General features: G+C 71.6%; 22 protein-coding genes. 15 read left to right on the plus strand and 7 right to left on the minus strand.

Annotated features, from left to right (window positions below; all coding sequences use genetic code 11):
• Nucleotides 1-243 precede the first annotated feature (243 nt).
• From VM306_RS27570 to VM306_RS27595, 6 genes are all read left to right on the plus strand, one after another.
• Nucleotides 244-408, plus strand: a complete 165-nt coding sequence (locus tag VM306_RS27570) for a hypothetical protein (RefSeq protein WP_325520227.1) — start codon at nucleotides 244-246, stop codon at nucleotides 406-408.
• Between the two features lie 62 nt (nucleotides 409-470).
• Entirely contained in the window at nucleotides 471-1,220 is a 750-nt protein-coding gene (locus VM306_RS27575) for a hypothetical protein (protein WP_325520229.1), read from the plus strand.
• A complete protein-coding gene (locus VM306_RS27580) occupies nucleotides 1,217-1,954 on the plus strand; it encodes an amidohydrolase family protein (RefSeq protein ID WP_325520231.1) in 738 nt (245 codons plus the stop codon). Before VM306_RS27575 ends, VM306_RS27580 begins: the two co-directional genes overlap by 4 nt.
• On the plus strand, nucleotides 1,951-3,177 hold the full coding sequence (locus tag VM306_RS27585) for an extracellular solute-binding protein (protein ID WP_325520233.1): 1,227 nt from the start codon (nucleotides 1,951-1,953) through the stop codon (nucleotides 3,175-3,177). Before VM306_RS27580 ends, VM306_RS27585 begins: the two co-directional genes overlap by 4 nt.
• Nucleotides 3,177-3,977 (plus strand): sugar ABC transporter permease, encoded by an 801-nt coding sequence (locus tag VM306_RS27590; RefSeq protein WP_325520235.1) that lies wholly within the window; start codon nucleotides 3,177-3,179, stop codon nucleotides 3,975-3,977. The genes VM306_RS27585 and VM306_RS27590 overlap by 1 nt, the downstream gene beginning before the upstream one ends.
• Nucleotides 3,974-4,780, plus strand: a complete 807-nt coding sequence (locus VM306_RS27595) for a carbohydrate ABC transporter permease (RefSeq protein WP_325520237.1) — start codon at nucleotides 3,974-3,976, stop codon at nucleotides 4,778-4,780. The genes VM306_RS27590 and VM306_RS27595 overlap by 4 nt, the downstream gene beginning before the upstream one ends.
• 10 nt (nucleotides 4,781-4,790) lie before the next feature.
• On the opposite strand, the gene VM306_RS27600 is transcribed toward VM306_RS27595, so the two are convergent.
• The gene (locus VM306_RS27600) at nucleotides 4,791-7,682 is read right to left on the minus strand and encodes an AfsR/SARP family transcriptional regulator (RefSeq protein ID WP_325520239.1); all 2,892 of its coding nucleotides are present in this window, start codon (nucleotides 7,680-7,682) and stop codon (nucleotides 4,791-4,793) included.
• Nucleotides 7,683-7,865: 183 nt separating this feature from the next.
• On the opposite strand from VM306_RS27600, the gene VM306_RS27605 reads away from it, so the two are divergent.
• From VM306_RS27605 to trpB, 8 genes are all read left to right on the plus strand, one after another.
• A complete protein-coding gene (locus VM306_RS27605) occupies nucleotides 7,866-8,291 on the plus strand; it encodes a hypothetical protein (protein WP_325520241.1) in 426 nt (141 codons plus the stop codon).
• A gap of 103 nt (nucleotides 8,292-8,394) precedes the next feature.
• On the plus strand, nucleotides 8,395-9,552 hold the full coding sequence (locus VM306_RS27610; protein WP_325520243.1) for an SGNH/GDSL hydrolase family protein: 1,158 nt from the start codon (nucleotides 8,395-8,397) through the stop codon (nucleotides 9,550-9,552).
• Complete coding sequence (locus VM306_RS27615; protein ID WP_325520245.1) at nucleotides 9,552-11,075, plus strand: FAD-dependent monooxygenase; 1,524 nt, start codon at nucleotides 9,552-9,554, stop codon at nucleotides 11,073-11,075. Before VM306_RS27610 ends, VM306_RS27615 begins: the two co-directional genes overlap by 1 nt.
• A 9-nt stretch (nucleotides 11,076-11,084) precedes the next feature.
• Complete coding sequence (locus VM306_RS27620) at nucleotides 11,085-11,507, plus strand: MarR family winged helix-turn-helix transcriptional regulator (protein ID WP_325520247.1); 423 nt, start codon at nucleotides 11,085-11,087, stop codon at nucleotides 11,505-11,507.
• 48 nt (nucleotides 11,508-11,555) lie between these two features.
• A complete protein-coding gene (locus VM306_RS27625) occupies nucleotides 11,556-12,539 on the plus strand; it encodes a zinc-binding dehydrogenase (RefSeq protein ID WP_325520249.1) in 984 nt (327 codons plus the stop codon).
• Between the two features lie 193 nt (nucleotides 12,540-12,732).
• The gene (locus tag VM306_RS27630; protein WP_325520251.1) at nucleotides 12,733-14,190 is read left to right on the plus strand and encodes an amidohydrolase family protein; all 1,458 of its coding nucleotides are present in this window, start codon (nucleotides 12,733-12,735) and stop codon (nucleotides 14,188-14,190) included.
• Nucleotides 14,191-14,298: 108 nt separating this feature from the next.
• A complete protein-coding gene (locus VM306_RS27635; protein WP_325520253.1) occupies nucleotides 14,299-15,075 on the plus strand; it encodes an AraC family transcriptional regulator in 777 nt (258 codons plus the stop codon).
• Nucleotides 15,076-15,143: 68 nt separating this feature from the next.
• Nucleotides 15,144-16,391 (plus strand): tryptophan synthase subunit beta, encoded by a 1,248-nt coding sequence (gene trpB, locus VM306_RS27640; protein WP_325520255.1) that lies wholly within the window; start codon nucleotides 15,144-15,146, stop codon nucleotides 16,389-16,391.
• Between the two features lie 2 nt (nucleotides 16,392-16,393).
• On the opposite strand, the gene VM306_RS27645 is transcribed toward trpB, so the two are convergent.
• From VM306_RS27645 to VM306_RS27655, 3 genes are read right to left on the minus strand one after another with little or no spacing between them, the layout of a single operon-like run.
• Complete coding sequence (locus tag VM306_RS27645) at nucleotides 16,394-16,996, minus strand: O-methyltransferase (protein WP_325520257.1); 603 nt, start codon at nucleotides 16,994-16,996, stop codon at nucleotides 16,394-16,396.
• A gap of 44 nt (nucleotides 16,997-17,040) precedes the next feature.
• On the minus strand, nucleotides 17,041-17,934 hold the full coding sequence (locus VM306_RS27650) for a hypothetical protein (RefSeq protein ID WP_325520259.1): 894 nt from the start codon (nucleotides 17,932-17,934) through the stop codon (nucleotides 17,041-17,043).
• Between the two features lie 57 nt (nucleotides 17,935-17,991).
• Complete coding sequence (locus VM306_RS27655; protein ID WP_325520261.1) at nucleotides 17,992-18,834, minus strand: helix-turn-helix transcriptional regulator; 843 nt, start codon at nucleotides 18,832-18,834, stop codon at nucleotides 17,992-17,994.
• Nucleotides 18,835-18,937: 103 nt separating this feature from the next.
• Here VM306_RS27655 and VM306_RS27660 point away from each other — a divergent pair, with 103 nt between their 5' ends.
• On the plus strand, nucleotides 18,938-19,876 hold the full coding sequence (locus VM306_RS27660) for an SDR family NAD(P)-dependent oxidoreductase (RefSeq protein WP_325520263.1): 939 nt from the start codon (nucleotides 18,938-18,940) through the stop codon (nucleotides 19,874-19,876).
• A 60-nt stretch (nucleotides 19,877-19,936) separates the two neighbouring features.
• Here the strand turns inward: VM306_RS27660 and VM306_RS27665 are convergent, their stop codons facing one another.
• The 3 genes from VM306_RS27665 to VM306_RS27675 form a co-directional block, all read right to left on the minus strand.
• Nucleotides 19,937-20,560 carry an NADPH-dependent F420 reductase gene (locus VM306_RS27665; protein WP_325520265.1) on the minus strand — a complete coding sequence of 208 codons (624 nt, stop codon included), beginning with the start codon at nucleotides 20,558-20,560 and terminating at the stop codon, nucleotides 19,937-19,939.
• 70 nt (nucleotides 20,561-20,630) lie between these two features.
• The gene (locus VM306_RS27670) at nucleotides 20,631-21,074 is read right to left on the minus strand and encodes an SDR family oxidoreductase (protein WP_325520359.1); all 444 of its coding nucleotides are present in this window, start codon (nucleotides 21,072-21,074) and stop codon (nucleotides 20,631-20,633) included.
• Nucleotides 20,983-21,918: an SDR family oxidoreductase gene (locus VM306_RS27675; RefSeq protein WP_325520267.1), complete on the minus strand. Its 936-nt coding sequence runs from the start codon at nucleotides 21,916-21,918 to the stop codon at nucleotides 20,983-20,985. Before VM306_RS27675 ends, VM306_RS27670 begins: the two co-directional genes overlap by 92 nt.
• Nucleotides 21,919-22,050: the final 132 nt, after the last annotated feature.

Genomic DNA, 22,050 nt, shown 5'->3' on the forward strand with positions numbered 1-22,050 from the left:
CAGGAAGAACCTTCTCGACCCGTTCGCGCGAAACCATCGCCCTGATGAGTTACCGCCAACAGCGGTGCCGACGTGACGGCCGTTCACGGCACACGACTGGGCGAGGTGGTGGCGTCGGTGCCGGTCGGGCACTCACCCGTTCGGCGTCGCGCTCACCGCGACCCACGCGTACGTGACCAACTTCGGCTCCGACACGGTCACCGTCCTCGACCGGGGCCGGCCCCGGTCGTTCCCGGCATCCCGGTGGCGCAGCAGCCGGAGGGCCCGGCCGCCAGCCCCGACGACAGCTTCGTCTACGTGACCAACTCCGCCGCGGGGCCCATGTCGATCATCGACTCCGGCACCGGGAACCTGGTCGCCACGGTGCCGATCGGCCGTGAGCCCGAAGGCCTCGCCGTGACCTCCTGACCCCGTGCCCGGCCGGACGAGCGTGTAGGACGCGTGTAGACGCGGTCACCAGACTCCGGGGCATGGTGACCCTCCCCCACGTGCCCGCCGAGCGGCGCGAGATCGGCGTCGACGTCGACGTGCTGTTCGGCGCGGTGCCGAACCGGGAGGTGGACGCCTCGCTGGACGCGGTCGCCGGGCAGCAGGAGAGCCACGGCGTCCGCCGCGGTCTGCTGTGCTCGCTGCGCGCCGCGCTGTTCGACGTCCGCTCCGGCAACGACGAGACGCGCAAGGCCTCCGAGCAGCACCCCCGGTTCGTGCCCGTCGGCACGGTCGACGTCCGGGACGCGCTGGGCGCGGAGGACGAGATCGCCCGGCTCGCCGGCTCTGGCACGAGACTGCTGAGGCTCTTCCCGCCGGAACAGTGGGCGGAGCCCGTCTCACCCGGCCTCGCCCACATCGTCGACGTCGCCGTCACCTACGACCTGGTGCTGCTCACCAGCGGGGACTTCAGCCAGTTCTGGCGGCCGTTCGCGGGCAGGGGTGCGCGGGTGTGCTTCCTGGACGTGCACGCCTACCGGGTGTCGGACTTCGTGGTGATGGCCCGCCGCGAGCCCGGTTTCGTGGCCTCGACCCGGATGCTGGTCGGCCCGGACTCGATCGAGCGGATCGCCGGCGAGGTCGGTGCGCACCACCTCGCCTACGGGTCGCGGACCCCCGTCCACGACGTCATGCCGTCCGCGCTCCGGCTGCGGACGGCCGGGCTGACAGAGCAGGACTGGCGGCAGGTGTCCCGCGGGACCGCCGAGGAGTGGCTGGGGGAAGAACGGTGATCATCGACGTCCACGCGCACGCCGGACCGTGGTTCTTCGCCACGGACGTGGGTGCCGCCGAGCTCAACCTCGCGCTGATGGACCGCTACGGCATCGACCGGCAGATCGTGTCCGCGTCGGAGGCCGTCACCTACGACATGGTCGCGGGCAACAGGTGGATGGCGGAAGTCCTCGACGTGCAACCCCGTCTTCTCGGGTACGTGGTCATCAACCCGAACTACCTCTCCCAGGCCGCTGCCGAGCTGGACAGGTACGCGCCGACCGGCCGGTTCGTGGGCGTCAAGATCCACACCACCTATCCGGCCCAGCCGCTGACCTCGGCGGCCGTCCGGCGCTCCCTCGGGCTGGCCGCCGAGGCCGGTATGCCGGTGCTCGTCCACACCTGGGACGACACCGTGATGGGTCTCGTGGACGTGCTGGAGGAGCACGACCGCCTGAGGATCATCGCGGGGCACATGGGCGGCCCCGCGTGGCGCACGGCGGTGGAGGCGGCGTGCCGGACGGACCGGCTCTACCTCGAACCGTGCTGCTCGATCACCGACCGGGGCAAGATCCGCTACGCACTCGACCGGGTGCCCGTGGGGCAGGTGCTGTTCGGCACGGACAGCACGCTGGTGGACCCGGCGATAGCGCTGGGGATGGTCGCGGACGCGGAACTGACGGAGCTCGAGCACGAGCACGTCATGTGGCGCAACGCGACCGGTCTCTTCGGACTCGGCGAGGCGGCGGCATGAGAAGGGTGCTCGTGGCGGCGCTGGTGCTGGCAGCACTGCCGTCGTGCGGCACGGGCGACTCCGGCCGGGACGCGGTGACGCTGTGGATGTACCCGGTGATCGAGAACCAGGCGCTCAGCGAGGAGTTCTGGCGCGGGGTCGAGACGGGCTTCGAGGACAGGTACGGCGTCGACCTGCGGGTCGAGCTGCAACCCTGGAAGGGCAGGGAGGAGAAGCTGGGCGCCGCGCTGATGTCCGGCAGCGGTCCGGACGTCGTGCTCCTGCAACCGGACATGATCCCGCAGTACGTCGATCAAGGCGCCATCCAGCCCGTCGGCGACGTGGTGACCGGCGGCGAGCGCACGGTGCGGCCGGCCGCGGTCGACGCGGTGAGCGTGCGGGGACAGGTCTACGGCGTGCCGCTCTACCAGACCGTCACGACCACCGTGTACAACCGGAAGCTGTTCGCGGAGGCCGGGATCACCGACCTGCCGCGGACGTGGGACGAGGTGCGCGCGGCCGCGCCGAAGCTGGCCGCCAGAGGCGTGCCCGTGCTCGACTACTCCGGTTCCACCGAGGTCACTCTCAACCTCACCTTCTACCCGCTGCTGTGGCAGGCGGGCGGCACGGTGTTCAGCGAGGACGGCAGGAGGAGCGCGTTCCACTCCCCGGAGGGCCTCGCGGCACTGAGTTTCCTCGTCGACCTGAAGAACGCGGGCGGACTGCCGGAGGACGCCGCGACCAAGCGTTCCGGGCTCGCGAACGAGCCGGTGGTGACCGGTGGGGCGGCGATGGCCCACGCCGCGACCGCCGCCCAGGCCCGTTCCGTCATCGCGGGGATCGGTGAGGCGGACGCCGTGGTCGGGGCACCCCTGCGCGGCACGGTGCAGGCCACCTTCGGCATGCCGGGAGCGGCTTCGTTGCTGCGTGCGGCGAAGAACCAGGAGGCGGCCCGGCACCTCCTCACCTACCTGGCCTCACCCGCGGTGGTCGAGGAGCTGTGTGCCCGGTCCGGGTACTTCGAGCCGTGGTCGGACGCGGCCCCGGCACCCGCCGACCCGGTGGACAGGACTTTCGCCGAGGCGTTGCCGTTCGCCCGTTCCGGCGACGCGCATCCTCAGGCGCGCAGGGTGATGAAGCTGCTGGCGCCGCACCTGCAGGCCGCGTTGCTCGGCCGCGCCACACCGGAGCAGGCGCTCGCCTCGGCGGCCGCCGAGGTCGACGCGCTGCTCGGCAGGGGGTGATGCGCGGGGCGTTCACCACGCTGGTGTTCCTGCTGCCGGTCCTGGTGCTGTTCGGGGTGTTCCGGTTCGTGCCGATGATCGGCGTGCTGGGACTGAGCCTGACCGACTACCGGCTGGGTGGCGACTGGCGGTTCACCGGCACGGCGAACTACGCGGAACTCCTGCGGGACGAGGTGTTCCTGGACAGCCTCACCACGACGCTGGCCTACGTGGCGCTGTGCGTGCCGCTCACGGTCGTGGTCGCGCTGGGCACGGCGCTGCTGCTCGACGCGGTGCGGTGGGGCCGCGGCCTGTTCCGTACGGCGCTGCTGACGCCGTACGTCACGAGCCTGGTGCTCGCCGGGGTCGTGTGGCAGTGGCTCTTCGGACCGTTGCTGAACTCCCCGGCGTTCGTGCTGCCCGCACTGGCCGTCGTCGGGGTGTGGAAGGGCTTCGGGTACGCGACGGTGATCCTGCTCGCGGGTGTCCGGAGGGTGCCGGCCGGGTGCCTGGACGCGGCGCGGGTGGACGGCGCGAGCGCCTGGCAGCGCTTTCGCCACGTCAGGTTGCCGCTGTTGCGCCCGGTCCTGCTCTTCGTGGTGGTCGTCGAGACCATCGGTGCCTTCCAGGTGTTCGACACGATCTACGTGATGACCGCCGGTGGCCCGGTGCGGGCGAGCTACACGCTGGCATACGCGATCTACGACTACGGCTTCAAGGACCTCACCTTCGGCCGCGCCTCGGCCGCCGGCGTGGTGCTGTGGGCCGTCGTGCTGCTGGTGTCGCTCGTGCAGCGCCGTGTGCTGGAGCGGAAACCGTGACGCGGCAACGGTTGCTGACCGGGCTCCTGGTGGTGATCACGCTCGTGGCGGTCGGCCCGTTCGTGTTGATGCTGGTGATCGCCCTCTCCCCCTCCGGTGAACCCACCCTCCCGCACGGACTGCCGGGATCGCTGACGTTGCGCAACCTCGCCGGGGTGGTCGAGACCTCCGGCCTGCCGCGGTGGATGCTCAACACCCTGGTCTACGCGGCGGTCTCGGTGGTGGCCGTGCTGGTGTCGGCGTCGATGGCCGCGTACGTGTTCGCCCGCAAGCGGTTCCCCGGACGCGACGCGTTGCTGTGGTCGTTGCTGGCCACCTTGATGGTGCCGGCGCACACGGTGATGATGCCGTCGCTGCTGCTGATCGCCCAGCTCGGCTGGATCGACAGCTACCCCGGTCTGATCGTGCCGACGCTGGCCAACGCGCAGGCCGTCCTGCTGCTGCGGCAGTTCATCCGGGCATTGCCGGACGACGTGTTCGACGCCGTGTGGATCGACGGCGCCGGCGACTGGCGCACCTATTGGCACGTGGTGCTGCCGTTGTGCCGCCCCGTGCTCGCGACGCTCGCGGTGTTCGTGTTCCTGTGGCACTGGAACGACTTCCTGTGGCCGCTGGTGGCCAGCCGGTCCGGCAGGATGTTCACGCTCACGGTCGGGTTGTCCACAGTGGACGCCGAACACCTCGGCCTGCCGGAGCTGATGTCCGTCGCCACCGTCACCGCGCTGCCCTGCCTCCTGGTGTTCGCGCTGCTGCGGCGGCACCTGATCAGCGGCCTGGTGCCCCGTGAGTCCCGCCCGCGATAGTCGAACGGACTCACGGGACACGCCCTGGCGCGGTGAGACCGAGCCGGGTCAGCGCCTTCACCGTCCTCTCCTGGTGCATCGGCATGTCGAGCAGCTCGAACAGCCGCCACGCCTCGCCGAAGCAGGCGGCGGCGTCGTCCACCCGGCCGGTGCGGTGCGCCACCCAGCCGAGGCTGTAGAGCGTCTCCGCCTTGCCCGCGCTCTCGTCGGCCGGGCGGAACGTCGCCTGGGAGCGGGCCATCAGCTCCGCCGCCCTGTCCGCGTCGCCCTGCTGCGCGCAGACGGCGGCCAGCACGTGCAGCGCCAGTGCCTCGTCACGGGGGCAGGACGCCGCGCCGAACAGCTCGACGGACTCCATCAGGGCGCGTTCCGTCGCCTCCAGGTCGCCACGGGCGTTGTGGTGCAGGCCCATGCTGAACAACGTGCAGGCCCGCCCGTACCCGCACCCGAGCGCGGCGAAGATCGCCAGCGACCCGTTCAGGAAGGCCTCCGCGTCGCCGAGCCGGCCCTGGTTGCGGTGGACGACGCCCAGTCCCTGCAACGAGAACGCCTCCCCGCAGGCGTCCTCGCACTCGCGGAACACCGCCAGTGCGCGCGTCAGCTCCGTGGCCGCCTCGTCGTGCCGCCCGTGGAACATGTGCACGCTGCCCACCCCGAGATCGGCGTAGGCCCGCCCGTGGGCGTCACCGGCATCAGCGAACAACCGTTGCGCCGCGACGAAGCGCACGCTCGCCTCGTGGAAGTGGTCGCGGTAGAACGCCAGCGCGCCGAGGCCCTGGCTCAGGACCGCCCGGTGACGCCGCTCCCCCGCCCGTTCGGCGGCCGCCAGCGCGAACGAGTGGGTCCGCCGCCACAGGTCGTAGTGACCGCGCAGGTCGAACAACGTGGTCAGCACCCCGGCGACGTCGCAGCCCAGCGTCGTCATGCCCAGTGAGACCGCCTGCGAGGCCACGGCGACCAGCGCGTCGCGCTCGGCCTCGAGGAACGAGAGCGGGTCGCCGACCGGCAGGCCCGGCACCGCACCCCGGTCGGGCAGGCGCGTCTTGAGGAACCGGCACGGCAGGTCGGCCTCCGCCCGCACGGCCACGTCCAGCCACGCGCCGAACGCCCTGCGCAGCGCGGCGGTCCGTTCCACGGTCGTGTCCTGGTCCTGCGCCCGCTCGCGGCCGAACACCCGCAGCAGTTCGTGGAACCGGTAGCGGCCCGGCGCGGCGAGCTCCAGCAGGTGCGCGTCGGCCAGGCTGTCCACGACCTCCTCCGCGTCCGGCACGGCGAGCTCCAGCAGCGGGCCCGCCACCCAGCCAGGGAAGTCGGGCACGTCGAGCAGGCTCAGCAGCCGGAACGCCCGCTGCTGGTCGCCGGTGAGCGCCTGGTAGCTCAGCGCCAGGCTGGCGCGCGCCTCCAGGTCGTCGATGCGCAGCTCGTTGAGGCGGGTGCCCTCGCAGGCCAGGCGGTCGGCCAGGCGCCCGACCTTCCAGTGGGTGCGCCGCGCGAGCCGGGACCCGGCGATCCGCAGCGCCAGCGGCAGGTTGCCGCAGTAGCGCGCGACCTCCGCGGCGGCACGGGGCTCCGCGGCCATCCGGTCGTGCCCGGCGATCGACGCCAGCAACCGCACCGCGTCCCGCCCGCAGAGGACGTCGAGGTGCACGGTGTGCGCCCCGGCCGTCTCCACGAGCTGCCCCCGGCTGGTGATCAGCACCGCGGATCCCGCCGAACCGGGCAGCAACGGCCGGACCTGCGCCATGCCCGCCGCGTCGTCCAGCACGACGAGCACCTTCCGCGAGGCCAGCTGCGAGCGGTACAGCGCGGCCTGGGCGTCCAGGTCGTCCGGCACCGCGTGCGGGTGCACGCCGAGCGCGATCAGCAGTTCCGCGAGCACGGCCGCCGGATCGCGCGGTGACGGCGACGTGCCGCCCAGCCGCACGTAGAGCTGCCCGCCGCCGAACTCGGCACCGACCTCGTGCGCCACCCGCACCGCGAGCGCGGTCTTGCCGACACCGGCCTTGCCGGTGATCGCCGCGACCACGTTGGTTCTTCGCTGTCCCGCCCCGGTCAGCATCCTGACCAGCTCCGCCGTCTCCGCGGCGCGCCCGACCAGGTCCTCCGCGTCGGGCGGCAGCTGCATCGGGCGCACCACGCGCGGAGCCGCGGTGGTGCCCTGGAGCACCTCCTGGTGCAGCCGCTGGATCTCGTCGCACGGCTCGACGCCGAGCGCCTCGACCAGCACGGCTCTCAGCGCGTGGTAGGTCTGCAGTGCCTCGGCCCGCCGACCGGCCCGTTGCTGCGCGAGCATCAACCTGCGCCACAGGCCCTCGCGCAACGGCGACCGGCGCACCAGCGCGCTCAGCTCGGTGATGGCGGTGCCGAACTGCCCGGCCGCCAGGCGTGCGTCGGCGAAGTCCTCCCGGGCGGTGGCGGCCATCTCCTCCAGCCGCACCACCTCGCCCTCCAGCCACCCGCACCGCGGTACGTCCTCGAGCGGCTCACCCCGCCACCGAGACCACGCCTCCTCCCAGACCGCCACCGCCTTCACGGCGTCACCCGACGCCAGCGCCGTGCGCGCCTCCTCCGCGGAAGTCTGGAAGAGCGTGCTGTCGAGCTCGTCGCAGTCGACCCGCAGCCGGTAACCGCCGCTGTCGGTGACCAACCGGTCCGGGAGACCGATCCCCGCCAGGTCGCGCCGCAGCCGGCTCACGTGCGTGTGCACGTTCGCGACCGCCGACGCGGGTGGGCGCTCACCCCACAGCGCCTCGACGATGCCGGGCAGCCCGACCGGCTGCCGTGCTCTGACCAGCAACGCCGCCAGCAGTGCCCGCTGCCGTCGCCCCGCCTGCGGCAGCCGCTGTCCGTTGTTCATGACGTAGAGCGGTCCGAGGACCGCGAACGTCGCTGTTGTAACCAAGGCTCCCCCACCCGGTCCAGTCGACGACTTCCGAGCGTAGCAGCGTCACCACGCTGCGACACGGGGCCGAAAGACGGGTAAGTCGGCCCGTTCGGTGTGGCGACCGTGTAGGTGCCATGTAGAACGCCTTCCTAAGTTCCTTTCAGGGCGCGGAAGTCCGCGTTTCTGACAAAGGGGACACACATGACGTTCAAGGGAATGGCACGCCGCATCGCCGGTGTGGGGGCGGCGCTCGCGGCGGTGGGAGCGATGCTGATCGCACCGGGATCGGCCGGTGCCGCTCCGGTCTCCGTCACGGCTGACCCCTCCACGCCGTTCGAGGTCGTCTACGGCGCCACCATCGGGTCCGGGACCATTCGCTGGCACCAGCGGTCCGTCGACGTCGACTACACGCTGAAGGCCAGCTACTGCCGCCGGCTCTACGCGTTCGCCTACGACCGCACCGGCTTCGAACGCTCCAAGAGGAGCACCAGCCTGCACTGCAACGACATCTCGTCGGACTCCTGGAACCTGCCGGTCGACGTCGCCGGTGGTCCCGGCTGGGTCCACATCTGCCTCGCCGACCAGGACGACCACTTCGTCGTGTGCAACGAGTACAAGGTCCCCTGACGAAGTAGCGGTCCGAGGGTCGCCTCGGCCTGCTTCTCCGCCTGTGCGTGCGGTGTCAGCGCCGTGTGCGCCTCCTGCAAGCGGCGCACCGCACGCTTCCGGCATGACCAAGACAGAAGACGCCGGCTGGGTCCGGACCTGGGGCACCTCGCCCCAGGCGATCGACGCCGTGTTCGCCGACGTGACGCTGCGCCAGGAAGTCCGCGTCAGCGGCGGCGGGCAGCGGGTGCGCGTCCGCTTCACCAACGAGTGCGGGACCGGCCCTCTCACCATCGGTGCGGCGCGGCTGGGCCTCGCGGTGCCCGGCGGCGGCGTGAAGCCGGACAGCGACCGGGCGCTGACCTTCGGCGGCCGGGCCGCCACCACCGTTCCCGCGGGCGCCCCGATCCTCAGCGATCCGGTCGACCTGCCGCTCGACGCCCTCACCCGGTTGTCCATCAGCCTGCACCTGCCGGGACGCGTCGAGTCCTGCACCGGCCACGACATGCCGCTGGACGTGGGCTGGGCGATTCCTGGCAACGCCGTCGCGGCTCACACCCTGCCGCCGAACGCCGAACCCCTGCCCGCCCAGGGCTTCGTCTCGGCGGTCGAGGTGGTGCCCGACGGCCCGGCCGGGGCAGTCGTGGCGCTGGGTGACTCCCGAGTGGACGGTGCGGGCTCGACCGCGGGACTGAACCGCAGCTGGCCCGACCGGCTGGCCGAGCGCGGTCTCCACGTCTCCAACCAGGGCATCAGCGGCAACCGCATGCTGAACGACGGGCTGGGGCCCTCGGGTCTGGCCCGCTTCGACCGCGACGTGCTGGCGACACCGGGGCTCGGCCACGTGCTGGTGTCCATCGGCGGCAACGACCTCGCCATCTCCTTCGCCCCGCGCGACGACGGACCGCTCGCCGAGTTCCTGGCGATGTTCCCCGGCGACCCGGTGACCGCGGACGACGTCATCGCGGGCCACCAGCAGATGATCGCCCGCGCGCACGACCGCGGCGTGAGGATCTACGGCGCCACGATGGCGCCCTACGAGGGTGACGAGATCTTCAGCGAGGAGGGCGACGCCGCACGCCGCGCCGTCAACCACTGGATCCGGACCAGCGGCGCCTTCGACGCGGTGCTCGACTTCGACGCCGTCTGGCGCGATCCCGCCCGGCCGAGCCGGATCAGGGACGACCTGCACTCGGGAGATCACCTGCACGGCAACGACGCCGGTTACCAGGCTCTGGCCGACTCCATCGACCTGTCGCTGTTCAGCCGAGGAGCTTTCTGATGCACGACGTCGTGATCGTGGGCGGCGGCCCGGTCGGCCTGTTCCTGGCCTGCGAGCTCGGTCTGGCCGGCTGCACCGTGCTGGTGCTCGAACGGGAACCGGACCCGCGCACCCCCTGGAAGGCACTCCCGCTCGGGATGCGGGGCCTGAACGCCGGATCCGTGGAGGCGTTCTACCGCAGAGGCATGCTGTCGGTCCTGGGCGTCGACGACGACCCCCACACCTCTCCGCGCAACGTGAGTCATTTCGCCGGGATGACGCTCGATCCGGCGAAGGTCGACGTCACGACGTTGCCCAGCCCCGCGCTGGAAGGGGTGATGACGAGTCTCGAAGCAGTCGAGGCGGTCCTGTCCGGAAGGGCGGCCGAACTGGGCGTGGAGATCGAGCGCGGTGTGGTGGTCGATGCCATCGCACAGGACGACGAGGGCGTGGAGGCGAGAGCGGGTGAGCGGGTGTTCCCGGCTCGCTGGCTCGTCGGGTGCGACGGCGGACGCAGCGCGGTGCGCGGACTGGCCGGCTTCGAGTTCGTCGGCACCGAGCCCCTGCTGACCGGGTACACCGCGTTCACCACGATCGCCGATCCGGAGAAGCTGAGCCCGGGCTTCGCCTTGACGCCGCACGGGATGTACCTGCGGACACCTGTCGAGGGCCACATCGGCCTCATGGACTTCGACGGCGGCGTGTTCGACCGCTCGCAGCCGCCGGCCCGCGAGCACCTCCAGGAGGTGCTGCGCCGGATCTCCGGCACCGACGTGACGCTGAGCGAGGTCCACCTGGCCTCCAGCTTCACCGACCGGGCGATGCAGACGACGACCTACCGGCGGGAACGGGTGCTGCTCGCGGGCGACGCCGCGCACATCCACTCACCGCTCGGCGGGCAGGGGCTGAACCTGGGCATCGGCGACGCGGTGAACCTGGGCTGGAAGCTGGCCGCGACCGTGCACGGGTACGCCCCCGACGGCCTTCTCGACACCTACACCACCGAACGCCATCCGGTCGGCGCACGCGTGCTCGACTGGTCGCGCGCCCAGGTGGCGGTCATGCGACCTGGGCAGAACGCCGCGGCGCTGCAGGGCCTGGTTCGCGCCCTGCTCTCGACCCCGGACGGGACGACCCACGTGTTCGAGCAGACGTCAGGCCTGTCCACCCGGTACGACCTGGGCGGCGAGCACCCGCTGGTCGGCCGCGACGCCCCGGACTTCCGCCTCGGGGACGGCGTTCGCCTGGGAGAGCTGCTCCAGCGGGGGCGAGGCGTCCTGCTCGACTTCCGCGGGGACCTGGGCGACGCCGCGCGGGCCTGGGAGGGCCGGATCCACCACTCGGCCGGACCGGCCGAGGACGACCTCGGGCTCGACGCCGTCCTGGTCCGGCCGGACGGTGTCGTGGCCTGGGCCGGTGAGGGCCGCCGGTTCGAGGAGGCCGCCGGCCGCTGGTTCGGTGCGCCGGAGCCGCTGGGCGCGCCTCACCGACCCGGCGGTTCGGGGCGCGTCTCGTGGAGCAACTCCACGAGTACCTCAAGTTAAGCTCGGTGCATGGCGGTCGATGAGCTCGCGGCTTCGTTGCTGTACCAGGTGATGGCCGTGGCCGGGGAGGTCACCGGCCGCATGCACGACGGCCTGGAGCGGCTGGGGCTGACCGGGCCGACGGCGAACCTGCTGTGGATCCTGAACCCGGACGCCGAGCCCCAGCCGCTGCGCAAGCTGGCGTCCCTCCTGCGGTGCGACCCCTCCAACATCAGTCTGCTCAGCGCGCAGCTGGAGGAACGCGGGCTCGCCGAGCGGCGCCCACATCCCCGGGACGGGCGCGTCCGGACGCTGGTGCTGACCGCCGAGGGCCGGAAGGTGCGCGAGCGGCTTCTCGCCGTCGTCGCCAGGCACTCCCCCTTCGCTCACCTCGGTGACGAGGAACAGCGGCTTCTGCAGTCGTTGCTCGCCAAGGCGCTCGCGGACCTGTAACCGAACTCGTTGAGCATTTCCTTGAGATTCTCATGTATGTTTCCGGGCATGACCACTGCCGCAGGCGCGAGACGGGTACGGCTGACCTCCACCGGGGGTCCTGAGGTGCTCCGGGTGGAGGCCGTGCCGGTGCCGGAACCCGGTCCCGGACAGGTCCTGATCACCACGGAGGCCGCGGGGGTGGCGTTCCACGACATCTCGACCCGTCAAGGCCTCACCCCCGGCGCTCTCCCCGAGGTCCAGGGGTTCGACGTCGTCGGTCACGTCGAGCGGGTCGGCGCCGGCGTCACGGAGTTCACCGCCGGTCAGCGCGTCGGTGCCCTGATCGGCGATGGCGGCTACGCGACCCACGTGCTGGCACCGGTGACGCGGACCGCCCCGCTGCCAGAGGGACCTCCCGCCGCACAGCTCGACGCGCTGGTGCTCAACTACCTCACGGCCTGGCAGATGTTCCACCGCGTGGTCAGGCCGGCGGCCGGTGAGGCCGTGCTGGTGCTCGGGGCGGCCGGCGGGGTGGGGTCGGCGTTGTCCCAGATCGCCAGGGCGGCGGGGGTCGCGGTCTACGGGACCTCCAGCCCGAGCAGGCGCGGCCGGGTCGAGGCGGGTGGCGCCACCTGGGTCGCGGACCAGGCCGCGGTGCCCGTGCCGGTCGCGGCGACGTTCGACCCGGTGGGCGGCCCTTCGCTGGCGCGCTCCCGGCGCGCCACGAAACCGTCGGGTGTGGTCGTGTCGTACGGGTTCAGCTTCGCCACCGGTGCCGGCTACTCCAGGGCCGGTGCGATGGCGCGCACCGTCGGCGCTCTCCTGCGCGCGAAGCTCACGCCGGGTCCTCGCGTGGTCGTGCACACCGTGGGACGGGCGGTCGACAAGGATCCAGCGGGTTTCCGGGCCGACATGGCCGCACTGGTCGAGCAACTGGCAGCCGGGGCGATCGCACCCGAGGTGGTCACCCTGCCGCTGGAGCAGGCCGCCGAAGCGCACCGCCGCCTGGAGAACCGCGAGGTCGAAGGCAAACTGGTCCTGGTTCCGTGACCCCCGCGCGTTCCGGGAGCCAGTCCTGATCGGAGTGACACGCCGGTCGTGCGGAAGGCCCCGCCGATCGGCTGCGAACAGTGGGGCCAGCCCCACTGCCCCGGTCCCCGTGGATCACTACCGTGGTCGTCGGTGACATCAGGGGGAAGGTGGAGCAGTGGGGGATCTGGCGCGTCGGGACGTGTTGTCCTGGATGGGAAGAGGTGCGCTCGGGGCGGTCGCGCTGGGAGCCGTGGGGCATCCCGCCGCTGCCGCGGGGAACGGCGTGACGGTGTTGCGGGGCGCGACCCTCGTCGACGGCACCGGTCGCCCACCCGTGCGCGACGCGACCATCGTGCTGGCCGGCGACCGCGTCCTGGCCGCTGGCAGGCATCGAGACGTGCCACACGGCGCGCGGGTGGTCGACCTCGCCGGGAAGTACGTCATCCCGGGCCTGTGGGACCTGCACACCCACTCGACGTTCTTCGAGAACACGGTCGCGCCGCTGCACGTCGTCCAGGGCGTCACGGGCATCCGCGAGATGTGGGGCATGCCCGAGACGCACGACACGCGTCGGCGCATCGAGTCCGGCGAGGTGCTCGGCCCGCGCATGGTCGTCGCGAGCGCGATCGTCGACGGCCCCGGCTCGCCCTGGCCCGGCACGGTCGTCGTGCGCACCCCGGAGGAGGCCCGTGCCGCGGTGCGCCGGGCCAAGGAGGGTGGAGCGGACTTCGTCAAGGTCTACTCGTTCCTGTCCCCGGAGTGCCACGCCGCCATCGCCGACGAGTCGCGCAGGCTGCGGATCCCGTTCGCGGGCCACGTGCCCGCCCGCGTGCCGATCCAGGACGCGCTCGCCCAGCACACGCACGAACACCTCTACAACCTGTTCACGTCCACTTCGGACGACGCCGACGCCCTCTACGCCCAGCTGCGCGCCCTGCCCGACGACCCCGCCGACCCGAACTGGTGGGCCCGGCAGTCCGGCCGGATCGAACGAGCCGCCGTCGCCACCCACTCACCGGCTCGCGCCCAGGCGCTGTTCGCGGAGATGAAGCGGCACGGCACGTGGGAGTCCCCCACGCTCTTCGTCGAACGCAACATGTCCCGGTCGCCCGAGAACATCGTGAACGACCCGAAGGCGCTGGAACGGATGCGCTACATCCCGGTCGGCCTGCGCGCGCAGTGGCAGACGATCATGTCCGGCCGCCCGCCCCGCACGCCTGAGGAAGAGGCCGCGCTGCGCGAGTTCGGCGACGCCCGCATGCGGCTGCTCCGCACGATGCACGAGGCCGGCGTCGGTGTCGTCGCCGGCACGGACGCGGGCTTCGCCTACGTCTTCCCCGGCTTCTCCCTGCACGACGAACTGGCGCTGCTCGTGCAGGCCGGTCTCACACCGATGGCGGCGCTGCGGGCGGCGACCAGCGAGGCCGCGCGCTGCCTCGGGCTCGAGCACGAGACGGGCACGGTCACCCCCGGCAAGCAGGCGGACCTGGTGGTGCTGGACGCGAACCCGTTGGCGGACATCACGAACGTCGGCCGCATCCACGCCGTCGTGAGCCGCGGCCGCTACCTCGGCCCGGCGGACCGGACTCGGGTGCTGGCGGAGATCGAGGCCGCCGCGCAGGAGCCGGTCGAGGCGCCGGTGACACCGCTGGGGTGCTGCGTGCACTGAGGGTCCGGCCACCGTGCCGTGTGCTTTCATGACGGCGACGCCGCGGAGGACGCACATGGAACAAGCGATGACCGAGCAGGTCCCTGAGTTCGGCGCGAGGTTCTCGCCGTGACAAGAGTCGACTCGCTGACGTTCGCGCTCCCGCACGCGGATCTCCTCCGCGCGCGGGCGACGGCGGTCGACTTCGATCCGCACCTGCACGGCACGTATTCGGTCGTGGTCGTCACGCACGGCTCCGCTGACATCTGGTCCAGCCGCTGGAGCAGGACCGTCCGCGCCGGCGACGTGTTCTTCTTCAACCCGTTCGAGGTGCACGCGGGCAGGAGCACGGGCAGTCGCGCGCAGTACGACGTCCTGTACCCGTCGGAGGCGTTCCTCGACGGGTGTACTGCCGCGACCGGGCCGGACGAGGTCCGGACCATCCGCACCGAGGTGGTGACACGGAGCCGGACGACCGGTGAGCTGGTCGATGCCCTGTCGGCACCGGTCGTCGACAACGCCCGGGTCGAGGCCTCCCTCCGGCAAGTGTTGCGGGAGTGCAGTTTCTCGGTCGAGTCCCCTGCGCCGACGTCGATCGCGCGAACGGTGTCCCAGCTCATCAGGCAGGACCGCCTGCGCTCGACACGCACGGCCGACCTCGCGCGCGAGATCGGGGTCAACCCGAGTCACCTCGTCCGCTCCTTCAGGACCGCGATCGGTGTCCCCCCGCAGACCTACGTCCGCCAGGTCCGCGTCGCCAGGGCCGGGGAACTCATCTGCGCCGGACTCGAGCTGAACGACGTCGCGCAGCGGGTGAACTTCGCCGACCAGCCGCACCTCACCCGCGAGTTCAAGAAGGTGTTCGGCGTGCCGCCGGGAGTGCTGTCCCGCGGCGTGAGCCGCTGAGCGCACATCCTGTTCAAGATTTCGGGGCCGGCCGTGCCTACCGTCGACCTGCCTGAAAGGTGGTCACGATGCCGCACAGCACAACCGAGCACGCCAGCCGTTTCCCCGATGCCGACGGCTACTACGGGGATTTCGGCGGCAACCACTGGCCCGCGCACATGGGCCCCGCACTGGAGGAGCTCGTCGGCGCGTACGAGGAACTGCGGTCATCGCCGGACTTCCGGTACGAGCTCGACACCGTCCGCACCGGCCTGCAGGGAAGGCCCACGCCGGTGCACCACCTGGAGAACATCTCGAACCAGCTGGGTGGCGCCCAGATCCACGTCAAGCGCGAGGACCTCAACCACACCGGCGCGCACAAGATCAACCACTGCGTGGGGTTCGCGCTCCTCGCCAGGAAGATGGGCAAGCGCAAGCTGATCGCCGAAACAGGCGCCGGCCAGCACGGCGTCGCACTGGCCAGTGCAGCCGCCCGCTTCGGGCTCGAATGCGAAGTCCACATAGGAGCGATCGACGCCGGCAAGGTGAACGCGAACGTCAGCCTCATGCGCCTCCTGGGCGCGCAGGTCGTTCCGGTGGCCTCCGGCCAGTCGACGTTGAAGGAGGCCAGCGACTCGGCGTTGCACGCCTACACCGAACAGCACGCCCACGCGCTCTACGCGATAGGTTCGGCCATCGGACCACATCCGTTCCCGATGATCGTCCGGGACTTCCAGTCGGTCGTGGGGCAGGAAGCCCGCGCGCAGTTCCTCTCGATCACCGGCGGAACGCTGCCCGATTACGTCGTCGCCTGCGTCGCCGGCGGTTCGAACGCACTCGGGCTGTACTCCGGCTTCCTGGACGACCCCGAGGTCGCCCTGCACGCGGTCGAACCGCTCGGCAGGAGTGCCCACCCCGGACAGCACGCGGCCACACTGACCTTCGGACGTCCGGGCACCTTGCACGGCGCCGCGTCCGTCGTCCTGCAGGAGGACGACGGCGGACCCGCCGCCGTGCTGTCGATCGCCTCGGGGCTCGCCTACCCCGGTGTCGGCCCCGAGATAGCGATGCTGCGCGGGTCCGGCCGGTTGTCCGTCGACACCGTTTCCGACGAGGAAGCAGTCGCCACGTTCCTCCGCGTCTCGCGGTCGGAAGGGATCATCCCCGCATTGGAGAGCTCGCACGCTCTCGCGTTCGCGATGCGCCTGGCGGCGACCAGGCCGCCCACCGAGCGCATCCTGGTCAACCTGTCAGGGCGCGGCGACAAGGACGTCGACTTCGTGCTGGCCAGGCACGACGGCAGCGAGTCACTCCGGGAACGGCCCGGCAAGTGCTGATGTCAGCCCACGAACGTCGCGACGACGGACGCGGCGTCCGGGGCGACCTTGACCTCGGCGGCACGCAGCTGCGGATGGTTCAGCCAGTACATCCGGGCTTCGTCGGGCCGCCCTTCGTGCACGGGCGGCCAGCTCGTCATCGGGGCGAAGTCGTCCAGGACGACCACACCACCCAGCCGCAGCCAGGCCGCCGGCTCGAGTGGTGGCTCCGTGCCCTTGCCCTGACCGCCACCGTCGAGCACCAGCAGATCGAACGGAGCGCTGCCGGCCAGGTCCCGCCAGTCCCCGGTGCGCACCTGCACCCTCGGGTCACCGGCGAACACCGCGGCGGCGATCTCCGCTCGCGCCGGGTCCCGTTCCACGCTGACGATCCGGGCGTCCGGACCCGCGCCGGAAGCCAGCCACGCCAAGCCGACGCCGCAGCCGGTCCCGGTCTCGCCGATCACACCGGCACCGACGCCACCCGCGAGCGTCCGCAGCAACCGGCCCTGCCCGGGAAGGCAGGACCGCGCGAAGCCGGCCCGGCGAGCCGCTCGCACCGCGGTCGCGACCAACGGCGGAAGATCCACGCAGTGGTCGTAGGCGGCCGTCCCCGAATCTGTCACGAGCCAATGGTGCCCGGCCGGGCCCGGTCGAGGTGTTCGGCGAGCTACGAGTAGTCGATGTCCAGGTTGGCGAAGCCGTGGGACTCGAACAGCGCCTTGCGGTCGTTCTTGAACGGGTTGCCGCAGTTGAGGAACATGATGTTCGCCAGCTTCCGGCAGTCCAGCAGCGCCTCGACGTTCACGATCCTCTTCGAGTTCAGGACGGTCAGCTGGACCAGGTCGGGCAGCGCCTGGAACACCGTGCAGTCGATCTCGGCACGGAGACCGTTGAGGCGCAGCGCTTGCAGCGTCGGGATCGCGGCGAGCCCGGCCACCGGGAAGTCGCGCCCGGTGCCCGCGATCTCCAGCACGCGCAGCGGCGCTACCAGGTGATCGACGATGTCGACGTTCTTCAGGTCTTCCAGCTCCAGGTGTCGCAGCGTCGGCAGGTTCTCGAGCTGACGCAGCAGCGCGTCGTCCCCGGTCAGGTTGGTGTGGAGGAACTCGAGCGGCGGTAGCGGGTCGACCACCTGAGGCAGTCGCGGCGCGGTGTGGGAGGTGACCCACATCAGCGCCCGCAGCCCCGGCACGGCGGTGGCGGCGAGCGGGGCCGAGGGGGCCCGGCCGTCGTCGTTGCCGATCACGAGCGTTGTCAGCGCCGGGGACGTCAGGTGTGCCACGAGCGGCGCCGGCAGCGTCAACGACCGCAAGTTCACCAGGTCCGGCAGGTAGGCGGGCAGCACCGCCTTGCGCAGCTGGGCTGTCGTCGGGCACAGGGCCAGGTCACGGATCCGCGCCATGTCCTCGAGCTGCGGCGAGCGTCCCCACGGAATTCGGACGGCGCCGTCCTCGGTGTAGTGGTCGCACTCGGCGGCGTTGCCGACGCAGAAGAACTCGTCACGGCCGATCGAGCGGAGGTACCGCGCGCGGCTCGTACCGAAGAGGTCGACATCCGTCATGCCGGGCATCATCCAGCCGCGGCCCGCGCGTCCTGCGCAGGCCCCCGCGCCGCGTGCTCACAGCAACGACTGCGTGCCCAGGACGACGGCGAGATCCAGGCGGTCGGCGTCCTCGGTGCCGGGTTCGGCGGTGTAAACGGTGATGCGCAGGTCGTCCAGGGCGACGAGCAGCGTGTCGCAGTCCAGGGTGATCGGGCCGACCGCCGGGTGGTCGATGGTCTTGCGCCGGGACGGGTCCGCCGGGAGTGGCGGCGCCTCGGCGTCCCAGAGTTCGACGAAGCGCGGGCTGCCGGACGTCAGGTCGGTGATCAGGCGCCGCAACGCGTGGTCGGCCGGGTATCGCGAGGCGGTCAGGCGCAAGTCGGCCACGAGCAGGGCTTCGTGCTCGGCTTGCTCCTGTGGGGTGTGCACGACCCGTGAGGGCAGGTGGGTGACATTGCGCCAGACGGCGTTGCGGTCCAGGCCGCGCCACGTGGTCGTGTCGCCCATGAGCGCGTCGTAGGGCGCGTTGGCCAGCACGAGTGTCCATGTGGCGTCGTAGACGACCACCGGGATGCGCGAGAACCGGTCGAGCAACCGTTGCACGCTCGGGGTGATCCTGGACGGCACGATGTCCGGGCCGGGTGCGGCGTGCCCGGCCAGCCGGTGGAGCAGGTCGCGTTCGGGGTCGGCCAGGCGCAGTGCCCTGGCCAGTGACTCCACGACCTGTGCCGACGGCGCCGTCGCACGTCCCTGTTCCAGGCGGGTCAGGTAGTCGGCCGAGATGCCGGCGAGCGCCGCCAGTTCCTCGCGGCGCAACCCGCTGGCCCGGCGCCGGCGGCCCACCGGCACGCCGACGGCCTCGGGTGCCACCCGGTCGCGCCAGCGGCGAACCGTCCGGCCGAACTCCCACGCTTCCACGAGCCCCAGTGTGCGCGAGCCCGCACCGGGTTGTCCTGGCCCTGGCAGTCCTACGAAAACCGGACGACTGGGTGCGGCCCGGCGGTTCTCGCAGGCTGGGGTCATGACCGAACCCGGAACTGTTCTCCTCACCGGCCCGACCCGCAACCTGGGCCGCCACGCCGTGCTGGCCATGGCCGGTCGCCCGGACGGGCAGCGGCCCGACCTGCTGCTGGTCGGCCGCGCAGGGCGTGACCTGACGGCGGTCGCCGACGAGGCCCGTGCCCTCGGGGCCCGCGTCCACGAGATCGGCTGCGACCTGGCGAGCCTGGCCGACGTCCGTACCGCCGCGGTCACCGTGCAAGGCCTGCTCGCCGCCGGCGCAGTCCGGCCGCTGCGCGCGTTGGTCGCCAACGCCGGCATCATGTCGGCCGACACCAGGCGGGCCTCGTCCGACGGCTACGAGATGACCTTCGCCGTCAACCACCTCGCCCACGCCCAGCTCGTCGGCGACCTGCTCGGCTCGTTCACCGCCCCGGCACGGGTCGTGCTGCTCGGCTCGAACACCTATCACGCCAACTTCTGGCGCAAGCTGCTCGGCGTGCCCGAGGCCGAGTGGGCCGACCCCGTAGAACTGGCCCGCCCGGCCACCGGTGACCAGTCCCCCGGCACGGCCACCTCCGGCGTCGCCTACTCCAACGCCAAGCTGGCGATCCTGTACTACGCCCACGAACTGCAGCGCCGGGCCGGCGCCGGGATCAGCGTGTCGGTGTTCGAACCGGGCTGGATGCCCGGCACCGCACTCGGCCGCGACGCCCCGAAGGCGTTCCAGTCCATCGGCCGCGCCCTCGGCCGGATTCCGGGCGTGTCGACGCCGGAGCGCTCAGGGCCGTTGCTGGCCGCCATGGCCCTCGACGACAAGTGGGCACACCTGCGCGACGGCGCGTTCGTGCTGAAGACCAAGCTGACCGAGGTGCAGCCGATCGCCCACGACCCGGAGCGGGAGCGACGCCTGTGGGAGGCGACCGCCGAACTGCTGGAACGCGCAGCCGCGTCGCACTGACACGCACCTTCGCGGGCCCACACGGTCCTTCCCCGCTGACCTGCTCCGCGGAGGACGGGCTCAGCCGGTGAACTCGTCGACGCCGAGGGCGAAGTCCCAGTGGCCGACCCCGTTGCCGGCGAGGCCCATGGTCACCAGGCCCATCCCTTCCAGCCAGTGCGCCATCTTCAGCCCGCCGACGTCCAGCGGACGCAGTCCGAGGCTCTTGACGAACGTCGCCACGTCCGCCTTGGCCTGTGCGCTGTCGCCGGCGATGAAGACGCCGGGCCGGCCCTTCTCCAGGACGTTGCGGAAGATGGTGTTGAACGCCTTCACCACGCTGGCACTGGCCGGGGCCACCTTGGCGGCTTCCTGCGCGACGGAGGTCTCCTCGCTGTGGGCCAGTCCGTCGAACGTGGCGTTGAAGGGGTTGCTGATGTCGACGACGACCTTGCCCGCGAGGGCGTCTCCGTACTCGGCGACGACCGGCACGACGCCGGTGTGCGACAGGGCCGTGATGACGATGTCCCCGGCCGGGACGGCGCCCCACTCGCCCGTCGTCGTGCCGCCGCCCAGAGCCCCGGCCAGGTCGTCGGCCTTGGACCGGTCGCGTCCCACGACCTCGACGGTGTTGCCGCCCGCCACCGCGAGCGTGCCGATGGCGCGGGCCATGTTCCCCGTGCCGATGAGGGTGATGCTGCTCATGAGGTGTTCTCTTCCTGTTTTCGAGGTGTCGTTCATGCCGGATCAGGCGCGGTGCCTTGGCTGCGGCGGTTCAGATGGCGGTGGTGCCGCCGTCGGTGACCGGTTCCAGGCCGTTGACGTAGCCGGAGTCGTCGGAGGCCAGGAACAGGGCGGCGGTGGCGATCTCTTCGGGGCGGCCCATCTCCCCGCGGGGGACGAGGGGCTCGAACGCGGCCTTGGTCTCCTCGTCGAACAGCTCTTCCTGTTCGGCGGTGGCGACCTGGACGGCGGTGACGTTGCGGCCGATCAGCTCGACGGCGTCGTCCGGTGCTTCCCGCTGCCGATGATCGCCGCTGCTCGACCATCGAGTTTTCCCACGATCGTTCCGTTGAATCGATGAACACCCGGGCCAGTTCGGTTTCGCTGAACACCGGCCCGGGCCGTCAGCTGACGGGGAAGTAATGGCCGTTGTCCAGATCGTCGAGAAGGCCGGGCTGGGCGGGTTCCCAGCCGAGGGTCCTGCGGGTGATGAGATTGGACGCCGGGTAGTTCTGCGTGACCAGGCTCGCGAGGAACCCGAAATACCCCGGCACCATCAGCACGTCCGCGGGAATGCTCACGACGGGCAGACCCAGACGGCTGCCGATGGCCTCGGCGATCTCGCGGAACGGGACGGCCCCGTCCGCGACGGCGTGCCAGTACCTGCCGGCCGGCCCCTTCTCCAGTGCCAGGCGGAACAACGAGGCGAGGTCGCGGACGTGCACGGCGTTCCACAGGTTCGCGCCGTCCCCGGGGTAGCCGACGAAGCCCTTCTGCTTCGCGATCGCGATCAGCTGCGCGAGGAAGCCGGCACGATCGGTGGTGCTGTGCGCGATGGTGGCGATCCGCACGACCGAAGCCCGCACTCCCCGCTCGGCGAGGCCGACCGCGGTGGTCTCCACGACGTTGCGAACGCGCAGGGTGCCCCTGTGCTCGTCACCGCCGGGAAGCGCCGGGTCCTCCTCGGTGACCGGCCGGCCCTGGTTCCCCGGCGAGCCGATGCTCCCGGCCACGACCAGCGGCTTCCCGGTTCCCGCGAGTGCCTCGCCGTAGGCGAGGACTATCGGCGCTTCCGCGGCGGCCACGGCGTCGATCCCGCCGGACGAGAGCAGGTCCCGCCTGTGCGCGACGTGGATGACGCCGTCGGAGTCCGCGGCCGCCTCCTGGAGCCCGTCGAGGTCCTCGAGGTCGCCGCGACGCACCTTCGCCCCGAGCGCGGACACCGCCGCCGCGGCCGTGTCCGACCGGGCGAGGCCTGTGACCTCGTGCCCGGCGGCGACGAGCTCGGGAATGATGTGCGAACCGGAATGGCCGGTCCCGCCGGTGACGAAAACGCGCACGCTGCTGCTCCTCGTGAATGGACTGCACTCGATTCCTGATTTGCTCGTTCCGGGCTCTGCCCATCAGGATCTGATGTCGAATTCCTTTTCCGAATTCTTTCTGGCCATCAGCTACTCGTTGAGGTTGTCATC

The sequence above is a fragment of the Lentzea sp. genome, from assembly GCF_035525475.1.
Classification (GTDB): domain Bacteria; phylum Actinomycetota; class Actinomycetes; order Mycobacteriales; family Pseudonocardiaceae; genus Lentzea.